Below are 21,906 nucleotides of genomic sequence, written 5' to 3' on the forward strand. Positions count from 1 at the left end.
TAATTATAAAAGTCTGTGCATTATAAAGTCATATATATCCTGGCTTGAGTCTTTCCATTTGTCACACATATCTTTAGCCTGGTCTTCTAAAGGTACTCCAAGGTTAAGCTCAATAAGTGTGCTGTCCCCTTCTTTAACCAGAAGATGTGCGATATAAGTTCCATTGGTAGTACGATAGTAGTCAGAAGTAGTTCCAACCTCGGATTTTAGTTCGTATTTGTTCCTTGCAAGATATGAATCAATATCTTCACGTATTGCAGGTGAAATCTTAGTATAGAAAAACGCTACAGTATCTTCGCCTTCCTGTGTGAGTTTGTACTGTGTACTGTTTCTGTAATTCATTTGCTGGATAAAGGAATCTTCAACTAATGAATTAATTGTTTCCTGAAATGTAAAATATGAAGTATATTCATTATCGAGCATAAAAGTTGATATCTGTACATTGGAAAGCGGAAAATTGACCTTGCTTAACATATACAAAATCATCAGCTTATAAAGCGTTGTCGAATCGGTATTCATACATAGTTCCGTCCTTGATAAATATTATTATCTTTGAAGTGTTTATTGAGTGAGTTCAATACAAGCTTCTTGTTAGAACTCCATAAAGGAGCTTTAAGTATTGATTTGGGACCATCGCCCGTTATTCTATGGACAACCATATCAGGTGGCAGATGAGTTATTATCTGTCCTGCAATATCCATATATTCTTCTAGTGAAAGCACATTAAAAAGACCTTTATCATAATCCTGGCAAAGGTCAGTACCTTGTAAAATATGTAAAAGCTGTATCTTAATTCCTGATGCACCACAGTGTGCGATGTAGTCAGCAGTATTTAACATATCAGTCATATTTTCATTGGGAAGCCCTGCTATCATATGGACAATTGGACGTATTCCAATAGAACGAAGAGTGCTTACACACTCATCAAATGTCTTAAGAGGATACCCACGCCTTATATAACGGGCAGTGTTCTCGTTGGTAGTCTGTAAGCCTAATTCAACCCATACAGGTTTTATTAAGGAAAGCTCAGCTAATAAATCAAGAACTTTATCATCTATGCAGTCAGGTCTTGTAGCTATAGATAAAATGTCTATGTCATCACGCCTGATAACCGGCATATAAAGATTACGCAGATAATCTATATCAGCATAAGTATTAGTAAAGGACTGGAAATAGGCGATAAAATGACCGCCATTATATTTGTTCTTTATTAATGCTTTGGCATTATCTATCTGTGTGTTAATATCCATATCGGATTTTCTGCCGCCTGCGAAGTCGCCTGAACCTCCGGCACTACAGAATATACATCCTTTTGTATCAATTAGCCCGTCACGGTTAGGGCAAGTCATTCCACCGTTCAGGGCTAATTTGTAAAGCTTATGGCCATATTCTTTTTGAAGAAATTCGTTAAGGGAATAGTAATATGGTAACATATATTACTTAATTAAGTCCATAACGGCTTTGGCAACAACATCGGTTACCTTAGGGTCAAATGCTTCTGGTAAAATATTAGTATCTGAAAGTTCTGAATCTGGAATAAGGTTAGCAATTGCTAAAGCTGCTGCAAGCTTCATCTCCTCAGTTATCTGTGTAGCACGTCCCTGTAATGCACCCTTGAATATACCAGGGAATGCAATAACATTATTAACCTGATTAGGAAAATCTGAACGGCCTGTACCGACAACTCTTGCACCAGCGGCTTTCGCAACATCTGGCATAATCTCTGGAACAGGGTTAGCCATAGCAAATATAATAGCATCCTTATTCATAGTCTTAATCATATCAGCAGTAACGATATTAGGAGCAGATACACCTACGAATACATCAGCGCCGACTAAAGCATCAGCAAGTGAACCAGTCTTACCTTCAAGGTTAGTAACGTCCATCATAGATTTCTGCATCCAGTTAAGACTTTCACTATTCTTAGAAAGAATACCAGATTTGTCGCACATAGTAACATTTTTAAAGCCGTAGGTAAGAAGAAGCTTAGTAATAGCAACACCGGCAGAACCAGCACCATTTATTACAACTTTACATTCTTCCTTGGTCTTTCCTGTAACCTTTAAACCATTGATGATACCAGCTAATACAACGATAGCTGTTCCGTGCTGGTCATCGTGGAATACAGGAATATCAAGAAGCTCTTTTAATCGGCTTTCTATTTCAAAGCATCTTGGAGCCGATATATCTTCAAGATTAATGCCGCCAAATGCAGGTGCAATATTAACAACAGTCTTAATAATCTCCTCTGTATCCTGAGTATCAAGACAGATAGGAACTGCATTAACACCACCAAATGATTTGAATAACACAGCTTTACCCTCCATAACAGGCATAGCGGCGTGTGCACCGATATTTCCAAGACCAAGAACGGCACTTCCGTCAGATACAACAGCAATAGTGTTAGACTTTATTGTATATGTATAAGCGGCTTCTTTATCTTTGGCAATAACCTTACAAGGTTCTGCTACACCAGGAGTATATGCTAAAGCAAGGTCTTCCCTTGTTGTAATACTCATCTTAGGAGTTGTTTCAAATTTACCATTCCATTCTTTATGAAGCTGTAAAGCTTTTTCTGCATTAGTCATAAGATATATGTTCCTTTCATGAATAATATTATAGAATAATCATATAGACTATATAATAACACAAGCTGAAATTATCATCAATATAAGTCTTTTATTTTTGGGAAAAATAATGTATAATAAATTACGAAATCTAAGATACATATTCGTATCGTTTCCCAGATTAATTTGTTATATATAGTTATTTTACAATTGATATTAGATTTAATCATAGTGTATATCCGGTATTTATGGGTAATAGCATTTTTATAATCAATAAATACTGGAATAAGTAAGGAGGTTTAGATGCGTGAGAAATTAGAAACACTTTCAGTAAGCGTATTAAGAGATTTTGCAAAAGATAAGAAGATAAAGAACATATCTGCTATGAGAAAGAGTGAGCTTATTGATGCTATTATTGCAGCAGAGGAAAATGAGAGTACTGTGGGATATACTGATAATGAGGCAACTGTTAATACTGTTACTGAACGGACAGTTAATAATTCTGAAACAGCTAATACTAATAATGAAGCAATAAATAATACTAATAATAATGAAGCGGTGAATAATAATCACAGACAGCACCAGAACGAAAGATATGAGAAACGCCCATATCAGGAGCGTCAATATCAGGAACGTACATATCAGGAGCATACAGTTAATGAAGGTAAGGCTTCTTATGATGAAGCAAAAGAGCCAGAGATGGCGGATGGAATACTTGAAGTATTACAGGAAGGCTACGGATTTATAAGATGTGAGAATTTTCTTCCTGGCGAGAATGATGTGTATGTAGCACCATCACAGATAAGAAGATTTAACTTAAAGACAGGTGATATAATAAGAGGACCTAAGAAAGCCAAGACACAGGCTGAGAAGTTCTCCGCAATAATGTATGTTGAGTCTGTAAATGGACTTAATCCGGTTGTTGCACAGAGAAGAAAGGCGTTTGAAACGCTCACACCAATCTTTCCTAATGAAAGAATTCATCTTGAGAGGAATTCCAATACAATAGCGATGAGAATGGTTGATCTTATATCACCTATAGGCAAGGGGCAGCGTGGTATGATAGTATCACAGCCTAAGTCAGGTAAGACAACACTTCTTAAGCAGATTGCCAATGCGGTTACTAAGAACAACCCGGAAATGCACCTTATGATTCTTCTTATTGATGAAAGACCAGAGGAAGTTACAGATATTAAAGAGTCAATAACAGGTGATAACGTAGAGGTAATATATTCAACATTTGATGAACTTCCGGAAAGACATAAGAGAGTATCTGAGATGGTTATAGAAAGAGCTAAAAGACTTGTAGAACAGAAGCAGGACGTAATTATTCTTCTGGATAGTATTACAAGACTTGCAAGAGCCTATAATATGACAGTTCAGGCAAGTGGACGTACATTATCAGGTGGTCTTGACCCGGCGGCACTCCATATGCCTAAGAGATTTTTTGGTGCAGCACGTAATATGAGAGAAGGCGGAAGTCTTACAATACTTGCAACAGCACTTGTTGAAACAGGAAGTAAAATGGATGACGTAGTATTTGAGGAATTCAAGGGAACAGGTAATATGGAACTTGTACTTGACAGAAAGTTATCCGAGAAGAGAGTATTCCCGGCAATAGACATAGCCAAGTCGGGTACAAGAAGAGAAGACCTTCTTCTTGATAAGGAAGAACTTGAGGCAGTAGACATAATGAGGAAGGCCCTTAACAGCCTTAAGACAGATGAAGCTGCAGAAAGAATACTTGACCTGTTCACCAAGACAAGAAATAATGATGAATTCGTAAAGACAATCATCAAGAACCGTTATGTATAAAAATATTATATATAAAATATAAAAGCTGCGTTTGTTAATTCGTATTAATATATGGAATATATGGAAGTTAAAAAATTGGTAAGTTTTTTGTAAGTTTTTAAAATTAGTACTTGCATTACATATATGTGTATGATACAATAACAAAGCTGTTTATCAAAATGATAAAAAGAAATAAGGATAAATCATATAAAGATATTGTAAAGAGGTGAAAGTAATGAGAGAAGGAATACATCCAGCATACTATCAGGCAAAGGTTGTTTGTAACTGTGGTAACGAATTCGTAACAGGTTCTACAAAGGAAGAAATTCACGTAGAAATTTGCTCAAAGTGCCATCCATTCTATACAGGACAGCAGAAGGCTACATCAGCTCGTGGACGTATTGATAAGTTCAACAGAAAGTATGGTGTTAATAACTAGTTATGAACATAAAGTTGAGGTTGTCAAGACCTCAACTTTTTTTTGCGCGAGTAACGATGAGAATAGGAATATATAATGCTGTGAATCCTGCTTGCAGGAATTCACGGTATTATATATTTCTATTCGAGGAGCACCGCGACAGTGACAGAAGCTTTTGCTTCTGGAACGGCATCGTTACGAGTTAGCCACAACGTAAACCGATCACCTACCGCTATAACAGCCCCAAAGCTCTATAGCGAAGCGCCTAGAGCTTGTCCGACAGGTCAATGAACAGGCACTCTACAGCAAAGCACCTAGAGCTTGTCCGACAGGTCAATGAACAGGCACTCTACAGCGAAGCGCCTAGAGCCCGTCCGTATATCTAAGCCCGTCCGGTTTACACACATTGTCCGCTAACCTCACCAATATTCCATCAAACAAATTGGAGGTCCAAACTATGAAACCATCAGGTATAGGTGGTCAGGCAGTCATCGAGGGGATTATGATGCGCAATAAAGACAAATACTCTATTGCCGTAAGAAAGCCTGACAATGAAATCGAAGTTACCGTTAGAGAAAGTAAGGTTCTTACTGAAAAACATAAATGGATGAGTTACCCTGTAATAAGAGGTGTAGTAAGTTTCATAGACTCACTCATAACAGGAATATCAACAATCAACTACTCAGCATCATTTTATGATGATCCAGATGAGCAGAAGAAGACCAAGGCTGATGAAATCGGCAAATCAATATTCAAAGACAAGTTTGAATCAGTACTTATGGCACTTACAGTTATAGTGTCAGTATTTCTTGCAGTTGGTTTATTTATGCTTCTGCCATACTATGTATCAAGACTTGTTAAAGGATACGTTGCTTCAAAGACACTTCTTAATCTTATAGAAGGCCTAGTCAGAGTTGCAATATTCATACTATATCTTGTTCTTATATCATTGATGAAAGATATTAAAAGGACATTTATGTATCATGGTGCTGAACACAAATGTATCAATTGCATTGAGAATGGTGCAAGGCTTACAGTAGAAAATGTTATGAACAGTTCAAGATACCATAAAAGATGTGGAACAAGCTTTTTATTTATAGTAATGTTTATAAGTGTTGTATTCTTCATTTTCATAAGAGTTGACAATACAGCACTACAGATTGTTATAAGACTGCTTTTAGTTCCTGTAATTGCAGGCGTATCTTATGAATTTATAAGATGGGCAGGACGTAATGATAATGGGTTTACAGTTGCTTTAAGCAGACCGGGAATGTGGCTTCAGAAGCTCACAACAAGAGAACCTGATGAGGATATGGTAGAAGTTGCCATAAAGGCAGTTGAGGAAGTATTCGACTGGGAAGCATTTTTGAAGGAATATTATCAGACTTCACTTGATATGGAAGCTGATATTAAGGCGGCAGAAGCCAAGCTTGCCCTGACAGGTGAATTAATACATAAGCCTAAGAAGACAAGAAAGATTGATGCCAGGGAAGTTGCTATGGCAGAAACTTTGAAATCTGTTGAAAGCAAGTCGCTTGCAGGTTCGGATAAAGCAAAGCCAGCAGATACCAATAAAACCGCTGATAAGCCAGACAATAAAACAGGTGAAACAGATAAGCATAATTGGGATAACAGCAATAATAATAAAGCTGTTAATGAAAATGCAGAGTCTGCTGATAAAGACAGTTATAATTCAGATACAGATACTGTGAAGACTGATACAACTGATACAGGCAATGTTGAAGCTGAGCCAGACACAGTAAATGCTGTTGATGACACAGACAATGGCAATTCAGATGAGGATAATGCTAAGTCAGACGGTGAGGCATTACAGGAAAATGCAGAGTCAGATGATAAAGCACAAGAAAGCACAGAAGCTGATAATGAAACGTCACAGGAAAATGCCGATGATGATTTACCTGAGGGCTTTGAGATAGAAGACCACTACGAAACTGTTGAAAAAATCAAGACAGAAACTGGAAGCAAATATGCTTTTACAACAGAAAACGTTCAGGAAGATATTGACGAGTCTGAGAATATGTCTGTTGAAGAAGTAGAAGCAGCTTTCGAGATAGAAGAGACAGAACAGGAAGAAGAAAATATCAGTGCTGACGAAGTGCCATTATTTAAGCAGAGAGATAGAGAATAAGGTAGATATATGCAGTTAGATAATGTTAAGACTTTAAGGGATGCTGTTAATTATGGAAAACAGTTTCTTGAGGATTTCGGTATAGAAAATGCCCAGTATGATGCAACCGAGCTGCTATTGCTTGTGATGGGCATTAGTAGAACACAATATCTTATTAATTCAATGGATAAGATAGATAGTGGAAAGCTTGCAGAATACGCAGAACTTATTAATAAAAGGGCAGAGCATATTCCTTTACAGCACATTACCGGAATTGTGAATTTCTATGGCAGGGAATATAAGGTTAATGCCAATGTGCTTATTCCAAGGCAGGATACAGAAATTCTTGTAGAAGAAGTTATGAAGCTGACTAACTCTGAAAGCCGTGTGCTTGATATGTGTACAGGTTCAGGCTGTATAATTATATCACTTGCTGCATCAGGGCATACTTCTGAAAATGGAGCTGTTGCCATAGATATATCAGATGATGCACTAAAAGTAGCTGACTATAATAAAAAGTATAATAATGCAGATTATATTAAGCTTATAAAGAGTGATATGTTTAGTTCTTCGGAATGTGAGCAATATAAAAATGAGGATAACAGATTTGATGTTATAGTATCTAATCCACCATATATACCTACTAAAGATATAGATGAATTATCAGAGGAAGTAAGGCTGCACGACCCTGTGCTTGCACTAGATGGTGATACGGACGGCCTTAAATTCTACAAGGCGATAACTAAACAGTCTGTAAATTATTTAAAAGAAAATGGATATTTATGTTATGAAATAGGTTATAATCAGGCAGAAGATGTCCGTAATATAATGGAACAGTGCGGCTATTCTGGCATTAAGGTTATAAAAGATCTTGCAGGACTTGACAGAGTTGTAATTGGCAGGCTTAATAATATTAATTAATACCGTTAAACGGAGAAATGGAGAAATACAGCAATGAGTATGTTTGACAGATTAGAAGATACATTACGCCGTTATGAAGATGTAACAGCGGAACTTGGCAATCCGGATATTGTAACTGATCAGGACAAGTTCAGAAAATATATGAAAGAACAGAGCAATCTTGCACCTATCGTTGAAGCTTACACAGAATATAAGGCAAGCAAGCAGAATATAGAGGACAGTCTTCAGATGATAAGTGAAGAAAGTGATGAGGAACTTTTAGAGATGGCAAGAGAAGAGCTTGCTGACTCTAAGAAGAAGGTTGAAGAATTAGAGAAGAAGCTTAAAATATTACTTCTTCCTAAAGATCCTAATGATGATAAAGATATCGTGGTTGAAATCAGAGCTGGTGCAGGTGGAGAAGAAGCAGCACTTTTTGCCGCAGAACTTTTCCGTATGTACTCACACTATGCAGATACTAAGGGCTGGAAGATAGAAGTAGTTAATGCTGATGAAACTGGTATCGGCGGTATGAAGGAAGTAGAATTTATGGTTAAGGGACAGGGTGCATACTCTGTTATGAAGTACGAAAGTGGTGTACACAGAGTACAGAGAGTTCCTGTAACAGAATCTAACGGAAGAATTCAGACTTCGACAGCTTCTGTAGCAGTTATGCCAGAGGCAGAGGAAGTTGATATCCAGATAGATGATAAGGATATCCGTATTGATGTTATGCGTGCCTCAGGTAATGGTGGACAGTGTGTCAACACAACTGACTCAGCAGTCCGTCTTACTCATTATCCTACAGGTATAGTTATCTACTCACAGACAGAAAAGTCACAGATACAGAACAAAGAAAAGGCTTTCGCACTCTTAAGGGCTAAGTTATATGACCTTGAAACACAGAAAGCACACGATGCAGAAGCAGATGCAAGAAGAAGCCAGATAGGTACTGGAGACAGAGCTGAGAAGATAAGAACTTACAACTTCCCACAGGGACGTGTAACAGACCATAGAATAGGTCTTACACTTTATAAGCTTGATAAGATTATGAATGGTGATATTCAGGAAATTATCGATGCCTGCATAGCAGCCGACCAGGCGGCTAAGCTTGCTAAGATGGGTGAGGAATAAAATATATAATAACAAGTTGTAATATATGCAGTAATTGCAGTTGTGTCTATGGGTGTAATCGTGTTTGTAAAAAGACGTAAGACAGCTTAATTGAAACACATCTATTCACATATATATGAATATATATTTATAAATGTATATCAGACCAGTAAATTCTTAGTAGTTTACTGGTCTTTTTTATATTTAATAAAAAGTAATCATTTTAAAAGGCAGACTCTATTGTAGCTAGTGGAAAGAATACATAGCATAATGTCAGACCTTTTTGCATTATTATATATTAATTATTGTATATTAAATGAGACTTATCGTACAAAGTGGCTATATTAAATAATTACAATATTAGCACAATCCATATCTTCGCCAAGATTGTATACACGACCGCTTGTTATGCCGACTACAGTAGGGCGCAGTATATAGCTGTTGTTGTTGCTTACAACCTTGGCTTTCTCGCCATTGCTTAATTCCACGATTGAGTCAACAGGGTACAGAATAATACTCTCAAGAAAGCTTTTCATAGCCTTGATGTCAAGCTCCTCTGTCATAGACATAATAAGCTCGATTGCATCTTTCTGGGAAAATGCTTTCTTGTAAGGACGTTCTGTGACAAGTGCATCATATATATCGGCAACTGCAAGTATTCTTGCATAAGGAGTTATTCTTGGAGCGTCAAATCCAAGAGGGTATCCATTGCCGTTAATCTTTTCATGGTGCTGTAGGACAGCCATACATATATCGTTATTAAATTCATTACGTTCCTGTAACATATGGTATCCAAATACAGAGTGCTGTTTCATAACAGCGAATTCTTCATCTGTAAGTCTGGCAGGTTTGTTAAGTATTGAAGCTGGTACTTTAGTCTTTCCGATATCGTGTAGAAGTCCGGATACACCAAGCTCATATATCTGCTTATCAGGCAGACACTGTTGTTTGCCGATAATCATAGCCATAGTTGCCACGTCAACACTGTGCTTGAAAGTGTATTCATCACTTGTCTTGAGTGTGCTTATATCAATTGCTATTGCATTGTTGGCATTAATAGCGTCCATCAGGTTAGAAGCGATGCTGTCAGCAGTGTCTGAGAGTTTTTCAGATTCTGTGTTAGCATATATGTATTGAATTCCTTCAGCGACACGGTTCTTGACACTGTCAGAAAGCTTTACCTTGGCAGGGTCATCTTTGTGGAGTCGTTCAATATGTTTCTTAGCCTCAGGAGTTATCATCTGCTCGATATTATCAGGTTCAGGTTCACCCTCCTGTATGTATACGTTCATAATGCCCATTCGTAAAAGAGAGTCAATTACATAATCGTCAAGAATAGAACCTCTCATAACGAGGTTTCGTCCTGTACGGTCCAGAATTGTCTGGTCAAGCTTCATTCCTGGTTTAAGCTGCCTGGTTCTCATAAAATGTCTAGTAATCATATTACTCCCCAATTCCTAATATAAATACTTAATTAAATGTCAAATCTTAGCTTAGTATGAGTTTATTATACAATAGAATACCTGTGTTTTCTATAGAAGCAGTTCATTAATTTTCCACAAATTTTCCATTATTCAATCACAAATTTTAGTTAACATATGTTCAAACAAAAATATCTAAGTAAAAACAAACAATTTTTACATAGAAACGGAGGATTACAATGAGAAAAAAGATTAGTGCAAAAATACTTGTGCTTGTTGGCGTATTGTTCGCGGCAGGTGCGGCAGGAATAATAATGGGAATGATACTTATTAACAGTATGAATGATAAGAGCCAGAATATATCCAATGAGTGTATGCAGGCAGTAACATTGATGGCAGATACACAGACATCAATTGAAAAGGTGCAGAAATATGCCAACAGCTCGGCAGCATTCAGAATGCAGAGCCGTGTTAATGGCGGCAGTAATAACAATGCAGCAGGCAGTAACAGTGATAATAGTGGAAATAATATAACTGATAACAACAGTAATAATGCTGGTGGCAACACACAGCCAGCAGGAGCTGCTGATAACAGTGCAGGACAGTCGGGAACAGATACAGCAAAGCAGGGTATGGCACAACAGTCAGGTGATACTAAGGATAATGCTACAGATATGCAGGAAAATATGGAGAATGTAATTCAGACATTGACAGATACATTTGATGAGCTTGAAGCTGTAATTAATAAGTTCGGCAATGCAGAGGTTCTTGAAGGACTTAGTGAATATAAAGAAGTATATGATGAATACAGCAGTAAAATCCAGTCAATCTTAAGTGGTGACAGTTCAAGTATGGATGATTTCTTTGAGCTTACAGCTGAAGGTAATGATGGCATAACAACTAAGCTTGAAAATGCGGCAGATAACCTTAACGCTTTAATAAGTGCACAGGTAAGCAGTGCCTCAGATGAACTTAACAGCCAGTATTCTTTATCAGTAAAAGCATTTTCTGCAATACTTGTAGTTATGATTATTATGGGTGTGGCAATTACTTTAATGATATTTGCAATTATAAGACCTCTAAAGTCAGCAAGCAGCCAGCTTAATAATATCATAGAAGATATTGAGGATAATAATGGCAACCTTACAGCAAGAATTAATGTTATGTCGGATGATGAAATTGGCATATTGGTAGACGGAATTAATATATTTATTGAGAAGTTACAGCTCATAATGAAGGATATTAATGTACAGTCTGAGGTGCTTAGGACATCATCAGATAATATGAACTTACAGGTGGCAGATGTTAATAACAATGCTAATGAGGTATCAGCGGCAATGCAGCAGATGGCGGCTTCTATGCAGGAAGTGTCTGCAACAGTAGAACAGATTAATGCAGGTGCAGATAATATATTTGAGGCAATTGTCAATGTCAATGAGCAGATAGAACAGGGCAATAAGATAACTGGTGATATACAGAACAAATCCGTTAAATATATGCAGGATACTAATCGTGGCAGGGAAGCAGCTAATGCTATGGTACAGAATATAAGAGAAGGACTTACAGGTTCTATTGAGAACAGCCGTCAGGTTGAAAGAATACAGCAGCTTACTGATGATATTTTAAATATATCATCACAGACTAATATGCTTGCACTTAATGCAAGCATAGAGGCGGCAAGAGCCGGAGAAGCAGGAAGGGGATTTGCGGTTGTTGCAGAGCAGATAAGAAATCTTGCTGATGAGAGCAGAAATATAGCTAATAATATTCAGGAGATAAGTCTTATTGTCACAGAAAGCGTATCAGCACTTACAGGCGATTCACAGCGACTTATAGATTATGTTGATGAAAGCATACTTGCAGATTATGAAAAATTTAGCGGCATTACCAATGATTATAGAAATGATGCTTCAAGAGTTAATGATATATTAAAGAATTTTGCAGAAAATGCCAGAACTTTAAAGAACACAATGGCAGAGATGAATTCAGGAATTAGTGATATTTCAACTACAATAGATGAAAGTACTAAGGGTATTAATGAAGCGGCTGATGGTGTGAGCGGAATTGTCAATTCTATAGATGATATAGAAAAAGAGGCAGAGAATAATATTATTATAGGACAGAAGCTTCAGGGTTATGTCCAGGTATTTAAGAAATTCTAATATATAAATTTAATATATAGCAGCTTCACACTATACTTAATCTTCCAAATGTAATATAATAGTTTAGATTAAGATAATTTAACTATATATTATGTTTGGAGGATTTTTATTTTGAAAAAGTCTAATGCAACAGCATTATTGCCGGTTTTAGTATTTCTGGTGCTATACCTTGGACTTGGCATTATATTTGAATATATATGTAAGATACCAATGGGATTTTATAACATACCTATTATTGTAGCATTTCTTGCGGCAATACTTGTAGCGTGTATACAGAACAGAGATGTATCTTTTGATGAAAAGTTACAGATTATGGCAGGCGGGCTTGCTGATAAGAATATTATAACTATGCTTCTTATATTCCTGACAGCAGGTGTGTTTGTAGGTGTTGTTGGAAGAAGCAGTGCAGAAAGTGTGGCATATTTTATGCTTAATCTTATACCAGCTAAGTTTGCAGTTGCAGTGCTTTTTATTGTTGCATGTTTTGTGTCAACAGCGATGGGTACATCAGTTGGGACGATAACGCTTATAACACCGATTGCGGCTGCGGTATCAGAGGATTCTGGATTTAATATGGCACTATGTGTTGCATCTGTTATGGGCGGTGCGATGTTTGGTGATAACCTATCATTTATATCAGATACAACAATTGCGGCGTGCAATGGACAGGATTGTGCTATGAGAGACAAGTTCAGGGAGAACTTCTGGATTGCATTTCCGGCAGCGGTTGTCACACTTGTAATTATACTTATACTTTCATTTGGAACAGATATTTCAGGAAGAGTAACACACGAGTATAATCTTGTTCAGGTAATACCATATGTATTCGTGCTTATTGGTGGAATAGCAGGAATAAATGTATTCGTTGTGCTGCTGATAGGAATTGTAACAGGAACATTTATTATGCTTGTGACAGGTCATATTGGTGTATTTGAATTAATAACAAGTATGGGTTCGGGCGTATCTGGAATGTTTGAAACCTGTATGGTTGCCATTCTTGTGTCTGCTATGTGTGCCTTAATAAGGGAATATGGCGGATTTACGGCACTTTTAGGCTGGGTTAAAAGAACCTTTAAAGGAAAGAAAGGCGGACAGCTTGGTATGGGGCTTCTGGTCGGGGCTATGGATATTGCAACAGCGAATAATACAGTAGCGATAGTTATGGCTAATCCAATTGCTAAGGAGATGTCAGCAGATTATGGAATATCCAATAGAAAAGCAGCTTCACTTCTTGATACATTTTCGTGTGTATTTCAGGGGATTATTCCTTATGGAGCACAGATGCTTGTTGCTATATCAGCGGTTAATGAGCTTGGTTATGAGATGTCAGCATTTCAGATACTTCCGGTTCTTTTCTATCCGATGATGCTGCTTATAAGCTCGCTTATATGGATATTTATAATTCCTGCAGACAGATAAACTTAACTGGTAACTTTTAACTTCACGCCAATTAATATGGAGGATTTTCTCATGGCTAAAGACACTAAGGATGGTAACAATTTAAACGAAAAAAGCTATGTTAATAAAAAGCTGCTGCAGTGCTACTTGATTATATCAATGGTACTTTTGGCGGCATATATAATGGAACTTGTTAAGGGAAATAGAACGGCAGGATATGTGTTTGTATTTTCGATTATTCTTATTGTGCCGGTTATTATGGCAGTATTCGCATATAAGAAAAATGCTGAGAGTAAAATAGTCAGGTCAATTACGGCAATAGGCTATGGAATATTATATGCCTTTGTATTATGGACATCAGTAAGTATTCTTTCATTTACTTATGCAATTCCTATGATAATTGCAATATCTATGTTTGCAGATAAAAAGTATACCTTAAAGGTTGGTATTGCAAGTGCACTTATTAATATTGTATATATTATTATCCAATATGTTAATGTTGGAATAACAAGCAGTGATATGGTTGATTATGAAATACAGATTGCATTTATGACACTTGTTGTAGCATTTTCTTATATTACAACAGATGTACTTGGACATATATCAGCTTATAAGCTTGAGACAATTGAAGCAGAGAAGGCTAAGACTGATGATATGCTTGATAAGATAATCAAAGCTAATGATAACCTCTGCAAAGAGATTGACAATATCAATGATGAGTCAAAGAATATGCAGGAACAGGCGGAAGGAAGCCAGCTTGCAGTATCACAGATGGTATCAGGTGCTAATGAGCTTGCAGGAACAGTGCAGAACCAGCTTGAGATGACAGAGAGTATTGGGGAGCTTACAGAGAATGCAAGAACGATTATTGAGGATATCAAGAAGCAGTTCGATACAACAACAGATATTACTAAGACAGGCAATATCAATATGGAACAGCTTGAAAATGTATCAAAGAACAGCAGTGATATTGGCAGTGATGTAAGTGGTGCCATGAATGAGCTTACAGCTAAGACAGAAGAAGCTAAAGTGATTCTTGGAATGATTAACGGAATTACAAGACAGACAGCACTCCTTGCACTTAATGCAAGCATAGAAGCTGCGAGAGCAGGTGAGGCAGGAGCTGGTTTTGCAGTAGTTGCACAGCAGATTAAGCAGCTTGCAGAGGAGACACAAAAGTCAACAGAGGAGATAGAGAATATTATCGTAGCACTGGTAGAGCAGGCTGAGAAAGCTGGGTTTAGTGTTAATAATCTTCTTTCGGCCAATGAGAACCAGATGGAATTAGTGAACCAGTCAAAGAAATCATTTGATGCGATAAGAGATGACATAAGGGATATTCAGGTAAAGATAGACGAAGAATACAATTATATGGATAATATCACAACAAGCAACAATGAGATTACACAGCAGATAGAAAGCCTTAGTGCATTCAGTGAAGAGCTTCTTGCCAACACAGAGAATACACGGGAACTCAGTAATAAGACTATTAATGGAAGCAGGAATATTAATAATCTTTTAGATGATGTAATGAAAGAAGTCAGCATTTTGCAGATGATAATAGACAGTAAAGATGAATAGAGAATAGTACTGTAACGCTGCGTTAAGTTGCAGGAAGGAACGAGGAGTAAAATGTCAAAGAACAATATTATACTTATAGGTATGCCGGGAAGCGGTAAAAGCACACTTGGAGTTGTACTTGCCAAGAAGATAGGATATTCATTTATAGACTCTGATATTGTGATTCAGGATACATATAAAAAGACGCTTGAGCAGCTTATAGAAGAAAATGGCGATACTGGCTTTATTAAGATTGAGAATGATGTGAATTGTTTAATATCTCCAGAGCATACAATTATAGCAACAGGTGGAAGTGCTGTATATGGAGATGAGGCTATGGAGCATTTTAAGCAGATAGGAACAGTTATATATTTAAAAGTTTCAGAAAAAGAGCTTGAGAGCAGATTAGGGAGCCTTAAAGAAAGAGGTGTTGTATCCAACGGCAAGTCTACAGTAGAAGAAATCTTTGAGGACAGAAAAAGGCTCTATGAGAAATATGCAGATATAACAATTGTTCAGGAGGGCCGTGATATAAGAATGATTGTTGAGGATATGTATAAGAAGCTTACAAAGCTGATATAAAAGTGAGAAATAATTGAAATAATTATAAAACTATAGAAAAATATCTCCTTTTGTGGTACTATTAAAGATAGTAACATACGGAGGAGGTATTTTTTTAATGCAGGATAAATATAAATACATAGATGTGAGTGAAAGAAACAGAAGAATGAATAGGTTCTATATAGTGGCGACTTCTCTACTTGGTTTGATGTTTCTTTTTTATCTGTGGATGAAGCAGTTTAATCACAATATTCCATCAGTAGTTGTGTATTGTAACACAGCACTTATTGCTGTATTTGTAGCTGTTAATGTCATAGTTTACAGAAAGAATACAGCGACAAGATATTTAAAGGTTATGTCAACTATTGAGATTGGAATAGAATATCTGTTAATTGGTGTGCAGACAGATGCAAGCTTTATCAGTTATGCTATTCTTGGAATATTTATACTTCAGATTCCTTATTATGAGAAGAAGTCGTTGAAAAGAACTGCGGCAGGAATGTTGATTTTATACATAATTGTAACTGCTGTGCAGGCTTCAAAGGGAATATATGGACAGGACGTTAATGCAGTATGTTCAATATTTATGATAGTGCTTATAGGTGTTGTTATATTGGAAGTTGGTAAATTAACAATTCTGTTTAATGATGATGCTGTTAATTCGGCTAAAGATGAACATAGCAGAATAAAAGAGATTTTAGATAATATAATTATGGTATCAGGTGTTGTCAGCAATGAAACTAAGAAGAGTGATAAGCTTATCAATGAACTCGTTGATACAACTAATACAGTAACTAACAGTATGAAAGAGATATCTGCGGCAACTAATATGACAGCGACAAGCATAGAAGAGCAGAGCAGTATGACAACAACTATACAGGAGGCTATTGAACATACAGGAAAGGCTTCTGATCAGATGGTTGAGCTGGCTGTTAATTCTAACGACAGTATACAGAAGAATATTGTTGTTATGGACGAATTAAGAAAGCAGTCTGAGCAGATAACAGATACTAATAAGTCTGTTACTGAGTCTATGCAGAGATTACAGGAAAAGACTAAGAACGTGGAAAATATTGCTGGAATGATACTTAATATATCAAGCCAGACTAACCTTTTAGCACTTAATGCTTCAATTGAAAGTGCAAGAGCTGGTGAAGCAGGAAGAGGCTTTGCGGTTGTTGCTGAGCAGATAAGACAGTTAGCAGAACAGACAAAGAATTTTACAGAAGATATTACTAAGATAACTAATGAACTTAATGATAATGCAGATGAAGTTGTTGTATCTGTTAATTCTTCCGTTGAGGCAACTAAAGAGCAGGGCGAGAGAATAATTGAAGCGGCACATACATTTGAACAGCTTAACAAGAATATAGAAACACTTATAGAGCATATTGATGTTGTTAATAAAGAAATAGCAGGTCTTTCAGACTCTAATAATAAGATTGTAGAGAATATTTCACAGTTATCAGCAGTTACGCAGGAAGTAACAGTCAATGCCGAGCAGGTACATAATATGAGTGAACAGAACCTTGAGTATGCAAAGCAGGTTAAAGAAGCTGTTGGCAATATTAGAATTACATCAGAGAAAATGGAAATAGAAGAATAAAAGTATTTGGATGTACAAAATGATTGTTATAAATTTATCGAAAATTATACGAAAAACGATTAAATTGTTGAAAAAAATATTAAAATGTTGTAAAATATTGATAACATATAATCAATTATTTGATCGGAGGCGTGTAATATGTTGTTTCAGATTTATGGCGAAGGTGCCATTTACCAGTTATTAGGCTGTGTTCTTGTCTTTGCAGGACTCGTTATCTGTAACGAATTTGCAAGACGTTCTAAATTTGGTGGATTGTTATTCTTTATTATAATTCCAATCGCACTTACAATCTATTTTGTGGCTATCCAGATAGGAGCTGCACAGGGTGCTTCATGGGCACTTAATAATACTACATATAGATATATGAATGGATGGTTCCATTATGCTAAGCTTTATGCCGCTACAGCAGGCTGTATCGGATTTATGATGCTTAAGTATAAGTGGAGCATAGGTAAGACAGAATGGTTTAAAGTATTCCCATTCTTAATCGTTGCCATTAATATTCTTATCGCTGTTTGTAGTGATTTTGAATCAGCAATCAAAGGTGGAATTAATGGCGGCTGGTGGTTCTCTAACGAGGGTGTATGGCTTTACGGTGGCTGGTGGAACTGGCTTAACGGTATCGCAGGCTTAATCAATATCTTCTGTATGACAGGCTGGTGGGGGATTTACTCATCAAAGAAGCAGGATGATATGTTATGGCCAGATATGACAATATGGTTCATTGTTGCATATGATATATGGAACTTCACATATACATATAACAACCTTCCAACACATACTTGGTATTGTGGTGTTGCATTACTTCTTGCTCCTACATTTGCTAATGCGTTATGGAACAAGGGTGGCTGGATTCAGAACCGTGCTAATACACTTGCAATATGGTGTATGTTCGCACAGGTAGTTCCATTATTCCAGGTTGACGGAATATTTGCTACACTTCCAGTCCTTTACAAGTACACAGGAGCTAAGTCAGGAATGGAACTTACACATTATACATTAGAGCAGATGAATGCCGCAGGTGCATATCCAGTTGCTCAGGGTGTAATGGCTATTCTTGCAGTAGTAGCTAACGTAATCTGTATCTCAGTTATCATTAAGAGAGCTATTGAACAGAAGAAGAATCCATACAAGAACGAAATCTTTGCAGGAACTAGAGATTTTGAACAGGCTATGGATAGAGCATAATATATGCGGGTTAATATATCAGTATTGTGATAATTATATATAGATATTGATATATATGGATACATTAAGTATCAAAAGATAAAACAACAAAATACAATGATTATATGAAGATAAGAATACCTTTCTGTTGCAGGGACAATCCTTAACAACAGAAAGGTATTTTTGCATTATAATTATTGCCGTAGTTATATAGTAAGTTGCTAAAGAATACTTTGCTGTGCTATACTAATAATATTAATATGCACCTTTGATGGGTGTAGGAATGGAGGCACATTATGATTAAAAAGATTAGGGGAATTAAAATCGAACTTATAATTATATCAATAGCGTTATTTGTGTTAGGTCTTTTCCTTACAATATTTCCTGAGGTATCACAGATTATCATATGCAGGGCAGTAGGAATTGCATTATGCGTATGGGGAGTGTTAAGGCTTATGACATATTTCAGAATGTCAAGGGAAGATGTATTCGTATCATTCGGACTTGTACAGGGTATATCATTACTTGCATTTGGAATATTCTTTGTTATGAGACCAGAAGCTATTGCAGTATTTTTTGGAACAGCTATTGCCATAATAATTATTATTGACGGTATATTAAAGCTTCAGTATGCAATAGAATTCTATCATATGGAAGCACAGCGCTGGTGGATAGAGGCAATTGTTGCAGCATTAATGGTTGTTATGGGTGTTGTTGCATTATTTAACCCATTTGGTTCATCAACTGTACTTATGATGTTTGTTGGAATTGTGCTTATGGTTGAGGGCCTGAGTGACCTTATATCTATTATAAGAATATCTTCGTTTATTAAGAATTTAAGAGGATAGTGTATTGTCGGGAGGCGGAATAGAATTTGTCTCTGGCATAATTAAGATTAATACAATTATTGAAGTGGTAATCGTAACTGCTGTTATTAATGAATTATTATAATGAAATTATATTGCTGTGGCGGCAGCCAGGCCTTATAAATGTAAAAATATGGAGGAAATAATTAAAATGTCGGATAAAGTAATATACGCAGCTATACTTGGAGCAGGAACAGTAGGACTTGGAACATACAAATTATGTGAGGCTATGAGTGATGAGATAAAGCATAAGACAGGAGCAACACTTGTTATTAAGAAGGTTCTTGTAAGAAATTTATCTAAGAAAAGAGAAGGTATTCCAGATGAAATTCTTACAGATAAGTGGGAAGATATAATTAATGACAAGGATATCAGCATTGTTGTTGAGCTTATGGGTGGAATTCATCCAGCTAAGGATTATGTTCTTGAGGCGCTTAAGGCTGGCAGGCAGGTTGTTACAGCTAATAAGGATCTTATTGCTGAGTATGGAGAGGAAGTTGGCAATGCGGCTAATAAAGCAGGAGCAGACCTTCAGTTTGAGGCGGCTGTAGCTGGTGCAATACCAATTATCAGACCATTAAAGCAGAGTATGACTGGTAACCATATCACAGAGATTATGGGTATTGTTAATGGTACGACTAATTATATTCTTACTAAGATGACAGAGAGTGGAATGGACTACAAGGAAGCTTTGGCAAAGGCTACAGAGTTAGGTTATGCAGAAGCAGACCCGACAGCAGATGTGGAAGGATACGATGCAGGAAGAAAGATAGCTATTATGGCTTCTATTGCATTTAACTCAAGAGTAACATTTGCTGATGTATACACAGAAGGTATTACTAAGATTTCCGCAGATGATATTAAGTATGCCAAGGAATTTGGCTATGTAATCAAGCTTTTAGGTGTTGCCAAGAATACAGAGGACGGAATTGAAGTAAAGGTTCACCCAATGCTCATACCTAATAATCATCCTCTTGCAAATGTTAATGATGCTTTTAATGCTGTATTTGTACACGGTAAGGCTATGGATGATGCAATGTTTATGGGACGAGGTGCAGGACAGATGCCGACTGCCAGTGCAGTTGTAGGTGATATAATTGATGTATGCAGAAATATAGTACACGATTCCTGCGGAAGAATTGGCTGTTGCTGTTATAAGAATCTTGAAGTGAAGGATATAACAGATACTAAGAGCAAATTCTTCTTAAGACTTGAAGTTGCAGACAAGCAGGGCGTTCTTGCCAATATTGCAAGCGTTCTTGGTAACAGCGGTGTAAGCATAGCACAGGTAGTTCAGAAGAGCGGCAAAGACGGAGTTGCTGAACTTGTTATTATAACAGCAGAAGTTCTTGAGAAGAACTTTAATGATGCTATGGCTGTATTTAAGGGACTTTCAGCAGTTAAGAATATAGCTGGTGTTATAAGAGTGTATTAAGATTAACAGAAAGGCAGTTAATAATGGCGGCTAAATATTATGCAGTAAGAAAAGGCAGAAATACAGGAATATATAGAACATGGGATGAATGTAAAAGTCAGGTGTTCCAATATGCCGGAGCTGAATATAAAAGCTTTACAACTGAACAGGAAGCTCTTGAATATATTGGCAGGCTTAAGAATAATGATGTCCAGAGTGAGAGCTATGCGTATGTTGATGGTTCTTTTAATATAGTAACGGGTGTCTATGGATATGGCGGATTTCTTGTATATAATAATGAAAAATATATCATTACAGGAAGTGGCAGTGATAGTGAAATGGCTTCGATGCGTAATGTAGCCGGTGAAATTCTTGGAAGTATGGCGGCAGTAGAGAAAGCAATAGAACTTGGCGTTAAAAGTGTAGATATATATTTTGATTATATGGGAATAAGAGCGTGGGCACTTGGAGAGTGGAAGCGTAATAAGAAAGGTACTATAGCTTATTATGATTATATGCAGTCAGTAAAAGATAAGATAGCCATTAATTTTGTTAAAGTTAAGGGACATTCAGGTGTTGAAGGTAATGAGGAAGCCGACAGGCTGGCTAAGAAAGCTGTAGGAATATTATAAATAGATAAAAGATAGACAAAAGATTGTCAGATAATAATTGACATATAACATTAATATATGATATTATTTACTCGTGTGAGTTAGGAAGTATATGATTTCATACAAATATGACCACTTGTATCTTAGGTGTGCAGTAATTATACAGCATATTAGGATAAAGTTAAGCCTAACGGACAGGCGGGTCGGTTGCCGGTGTGGT

Annotated in this window: 18 protein-coding genes; 14 read left to right on the forward strand and 4 right to left on the reverse strand. The window is 36.7% G+C overall.

The window, feature by feature from the left end:
* Positions 1-3: 3 nt before the first annotated feature.
* From C7390_RS05380 to C7390_RS05390, 3 genes are read right to left on the reverse strand one after another with little or no spacing between them, the layout of a single operon-like run.
* Complete coding sequence (locus C7390_RS05380; RefSeq protein WP_022502595.1) at positions 4-519, reverse strand: DUF4364 family protein; 516 nt, start codon at positions 517-519, stop codon at positions 4-6.
* Positions 516-1,433 carry a TIGR01212 family radical SAM protein gene (locus C7390_RS05385; protein ID WP_055174083.1) on the reverse strand — a complete coding sequence of 306 codons (918 nt, stop codon included), beginning with the start codon at positions 1,431-1,433 and terminating at the stop codon, positions 516-518. The genes C7390_RS05380 and C7390_RS05385 overlap by 4 nt, the downstream gene beginning before the upstream one ends.
* A gap of 3 nt (positions 1,434-1,436) precedes the next feature.
* The gene (locus C7390_RS05390) at positions 1,437-2,588 is read right to left on the reverse strand and encodes an NAD(P)-dependent malic enzyme (RefSeq protein ID WP_116443744.1); all 1,152 of its coding nucleotides are present in this window, start codon (positions 2,586-2,588) and stop codon (positions 1,437-1,439) included.
* Positions 2,589-2,870: 282 nt separating this feature from the next.
* Between C7390_RS05390 and rho the strand changes: the two genes are divergently transcribed.
* From rho to prfA, 5 genes are all read left to right on the forward strand, one after another.
* On the forward strand, positions 2,871-4,382 hold the full coding sequence (rho, locus tag C7390_RS05395) for a transcription termination factor Rho (protein ID WP_055174085.1): 1,512 nt from the start codon (positions 2,871-2,873) through the stop codon (positions 4,380-4,382).
* A 214-nt stretch (positions 4,383-4,596) separates the two neighbouring features.
* Positions 4,597-4,800, forward strand: coding sequence for a 50S ribosomal protein L31 (gene rpmE, locus C7390_RS05400; RefSeq protein WP_022502599.1), 204 nt, complete (start codon positions 4,597-4,599; stop codon positions 4,798-4,800).
* A gap of 436 nt (positions 4,801-5,236) precedes the next feature.
* Positions 5,237-6,928 carry a DUF1385 domain-containing protein gene (locus C7390_RS05405; protein ID WP_116443745.1) on the forward strand — a complete coding sequence of 564 codons (1,692 nt, stop codon included), beginning with the start codon at positions 5,237-5,239 and terminating at the stop codon, positions 6,926-6,928.
* Positions 6,929-6,937: 9 nt separating this feature from the next.
* On the forward strand, positions 6,938-7,828 hold the full coding sequence (gene prmC, locus C7390_RS05410) for a peptide chain release factor N(5)-glutamine methyltransferase (protein ID WP_022502601.1): 891 nt from the start codon (positions 6,938-6,940) through the stop codon (positions 7,826-7,828).
* Positions 7,829-7,861: 33 nt separating this feature from the next.
* On the forward strand, positions 7,862-8,941 hold the full coding sequence (gene prfA, locus C7390_RS05415) for a peptide chain release factor 1 (protein WP_022502602.1): 1,080 nt from the start codon (positions 7,862-7,864) through the stop codon (positions 8,939-8,941).
* 323 nt (positions 8,942-9,264) lie between these two features.
* Here prfA and C7390_RS05420 read toward each other — a convergent pair whose 3' ends face one another.
* The gene (locus C7390_RS05420) at positions 9,265-10,362 is read right to left on the reverse strand and encodes an HD-GYP domain-containing protein (RefSeq protein WP_070101440.1); all 1,098 of its coding nucleotides are present in this window, start codon (positions 10,360-10,362) and stop codon (positions 9,265-9,267) included.
* 218 nt (positions 10,363-10,580) lie between these two features.
* Here C7390_RS05420 and C7390_RS05425 point away from each other — a divergent pair, with 218 nt between their 5' ends.
* From C7390_RS05425 to C7390_RS05465, 9 genes are all read left to right on the forward strand, one after another.
* A complete protein-coding gene (locus tag C7390_RS05425) occupies positions 10,581-12,503 on the forward strand; it encodes a methyl-accepting chemotaxis protein (protein WP_116443746.1) in 1,923 nt (640 codons plus the stop codon).
* Between the two features lie 111 nt (positions 12,504-12,614).
* The gene (locus tag C7390_RS05430; RefSeq protein WP_116443747.1) at positions 12,615-13,922 is read left to right on the forward strand and encodes a Na+/H+ antiporter NhaC family protein; all 1,308 of its coding nucleotides are present in this window, start codon (positions 12,615-12,617) and stop codon (positions 13,920-13,922) included.
* A gap of 51 nt (positions 13,923-13,973) precedes the next feature.
* The gene (locus C7390_RS05435; RefSeq protein ID WP_318295575.1) at positions 13,974-15,482 is read left to right on the forward strand and encodes a methyl-accepting chemotaxis protein; all 1,509 of its coding nucleotides are present in this window, start codon (positions 13,974-13,976) and stop codon (positions 15,480-15,482) included.
* Between the two features lie 51 nt (positions 15,483-15,533).
* A complete protein-coding gene (locus tag C7390_RS05440) occupies positions 15,534-16,043 on the forward strand; it encodes a shikimate kinase (RefSeq protein ID WP_055174089.1) in 510 nt (169 codons plus the stop codon).
* Between the two features lie 97 nt (positions 16,044-16,140).
* The gene (locus C7390_RS05445; protein WP_116443749.1) at positions 16,141-17,628 is read left to right on the forward strand and encodes a methyl-accepting chemotaxis protein; all 1,488 of its coding nucleotides are present in this window, start codon (positions 16,141-16,143) and stop codon (positions 17,626-17,628) included.
* Positions 17,629-17,766: 138 nt separating this feature from the next.
* The gene (locus C7390_RS05450) at positions 17,767-18,816 is read left to right on the forward strand and encodes a DUF5692 family protein (RefSeq protein ID WP_116443750.1); all 1,050 of its coding nucleotides are present in this window, start codon (positions 17,767-17,769) and stop codon (positions 18,814-18,816) included.
* A gap of 275 nt (positions 18,817-19,091) precedes the next feature.
* The gene (locus tag C7390_RS05455; protein WP_022502610.1) at positions 19,092-19,643 is read left to right on the forward strand and encodes an HdeD family acid-resistance protein; all 552 of its coding nucleotides are present in this window, start codon (positions 19,092-19,094) and stop codon (positions 19,641-19,643) included.
* A gap of 169 nt (positions 19,644-19,812) precedes the next feature.
* On the forward strand, positions 19,813-21,096 hold the full coding sequence (locus C7390_RS05460; RefSeq protein WP_022502611.1) for a homoserine dehydrogenase: 1,284 nt from the start codon (positions 19,813-19,815) through the stop codon (positions 21,094-21,096).
* Between the two features lie 23 nt (positions 21,097-21,119).
* On the forward strand, positions 21,120-21,707 hold the full coding sequence (locus C7390_RS05465) for a ribonuclease H1 domain-containing protein (protein WP_022502612.1): 588 nt from the start codon (positions 21,120-21,122) through the stop codon (positions 21,705-21,707).
* Positions 21,708-21,906: the final 199 nt, after the last annotated feature.

The organism is Bacteroides galacturonicus (assembly GCF_003096855.1).
Lineage (GTDB): Bacteria > Bacillota > Clostridia > Lachnospirales > Lachnospiraceae > Lachnospira > Lachnospira rogosae.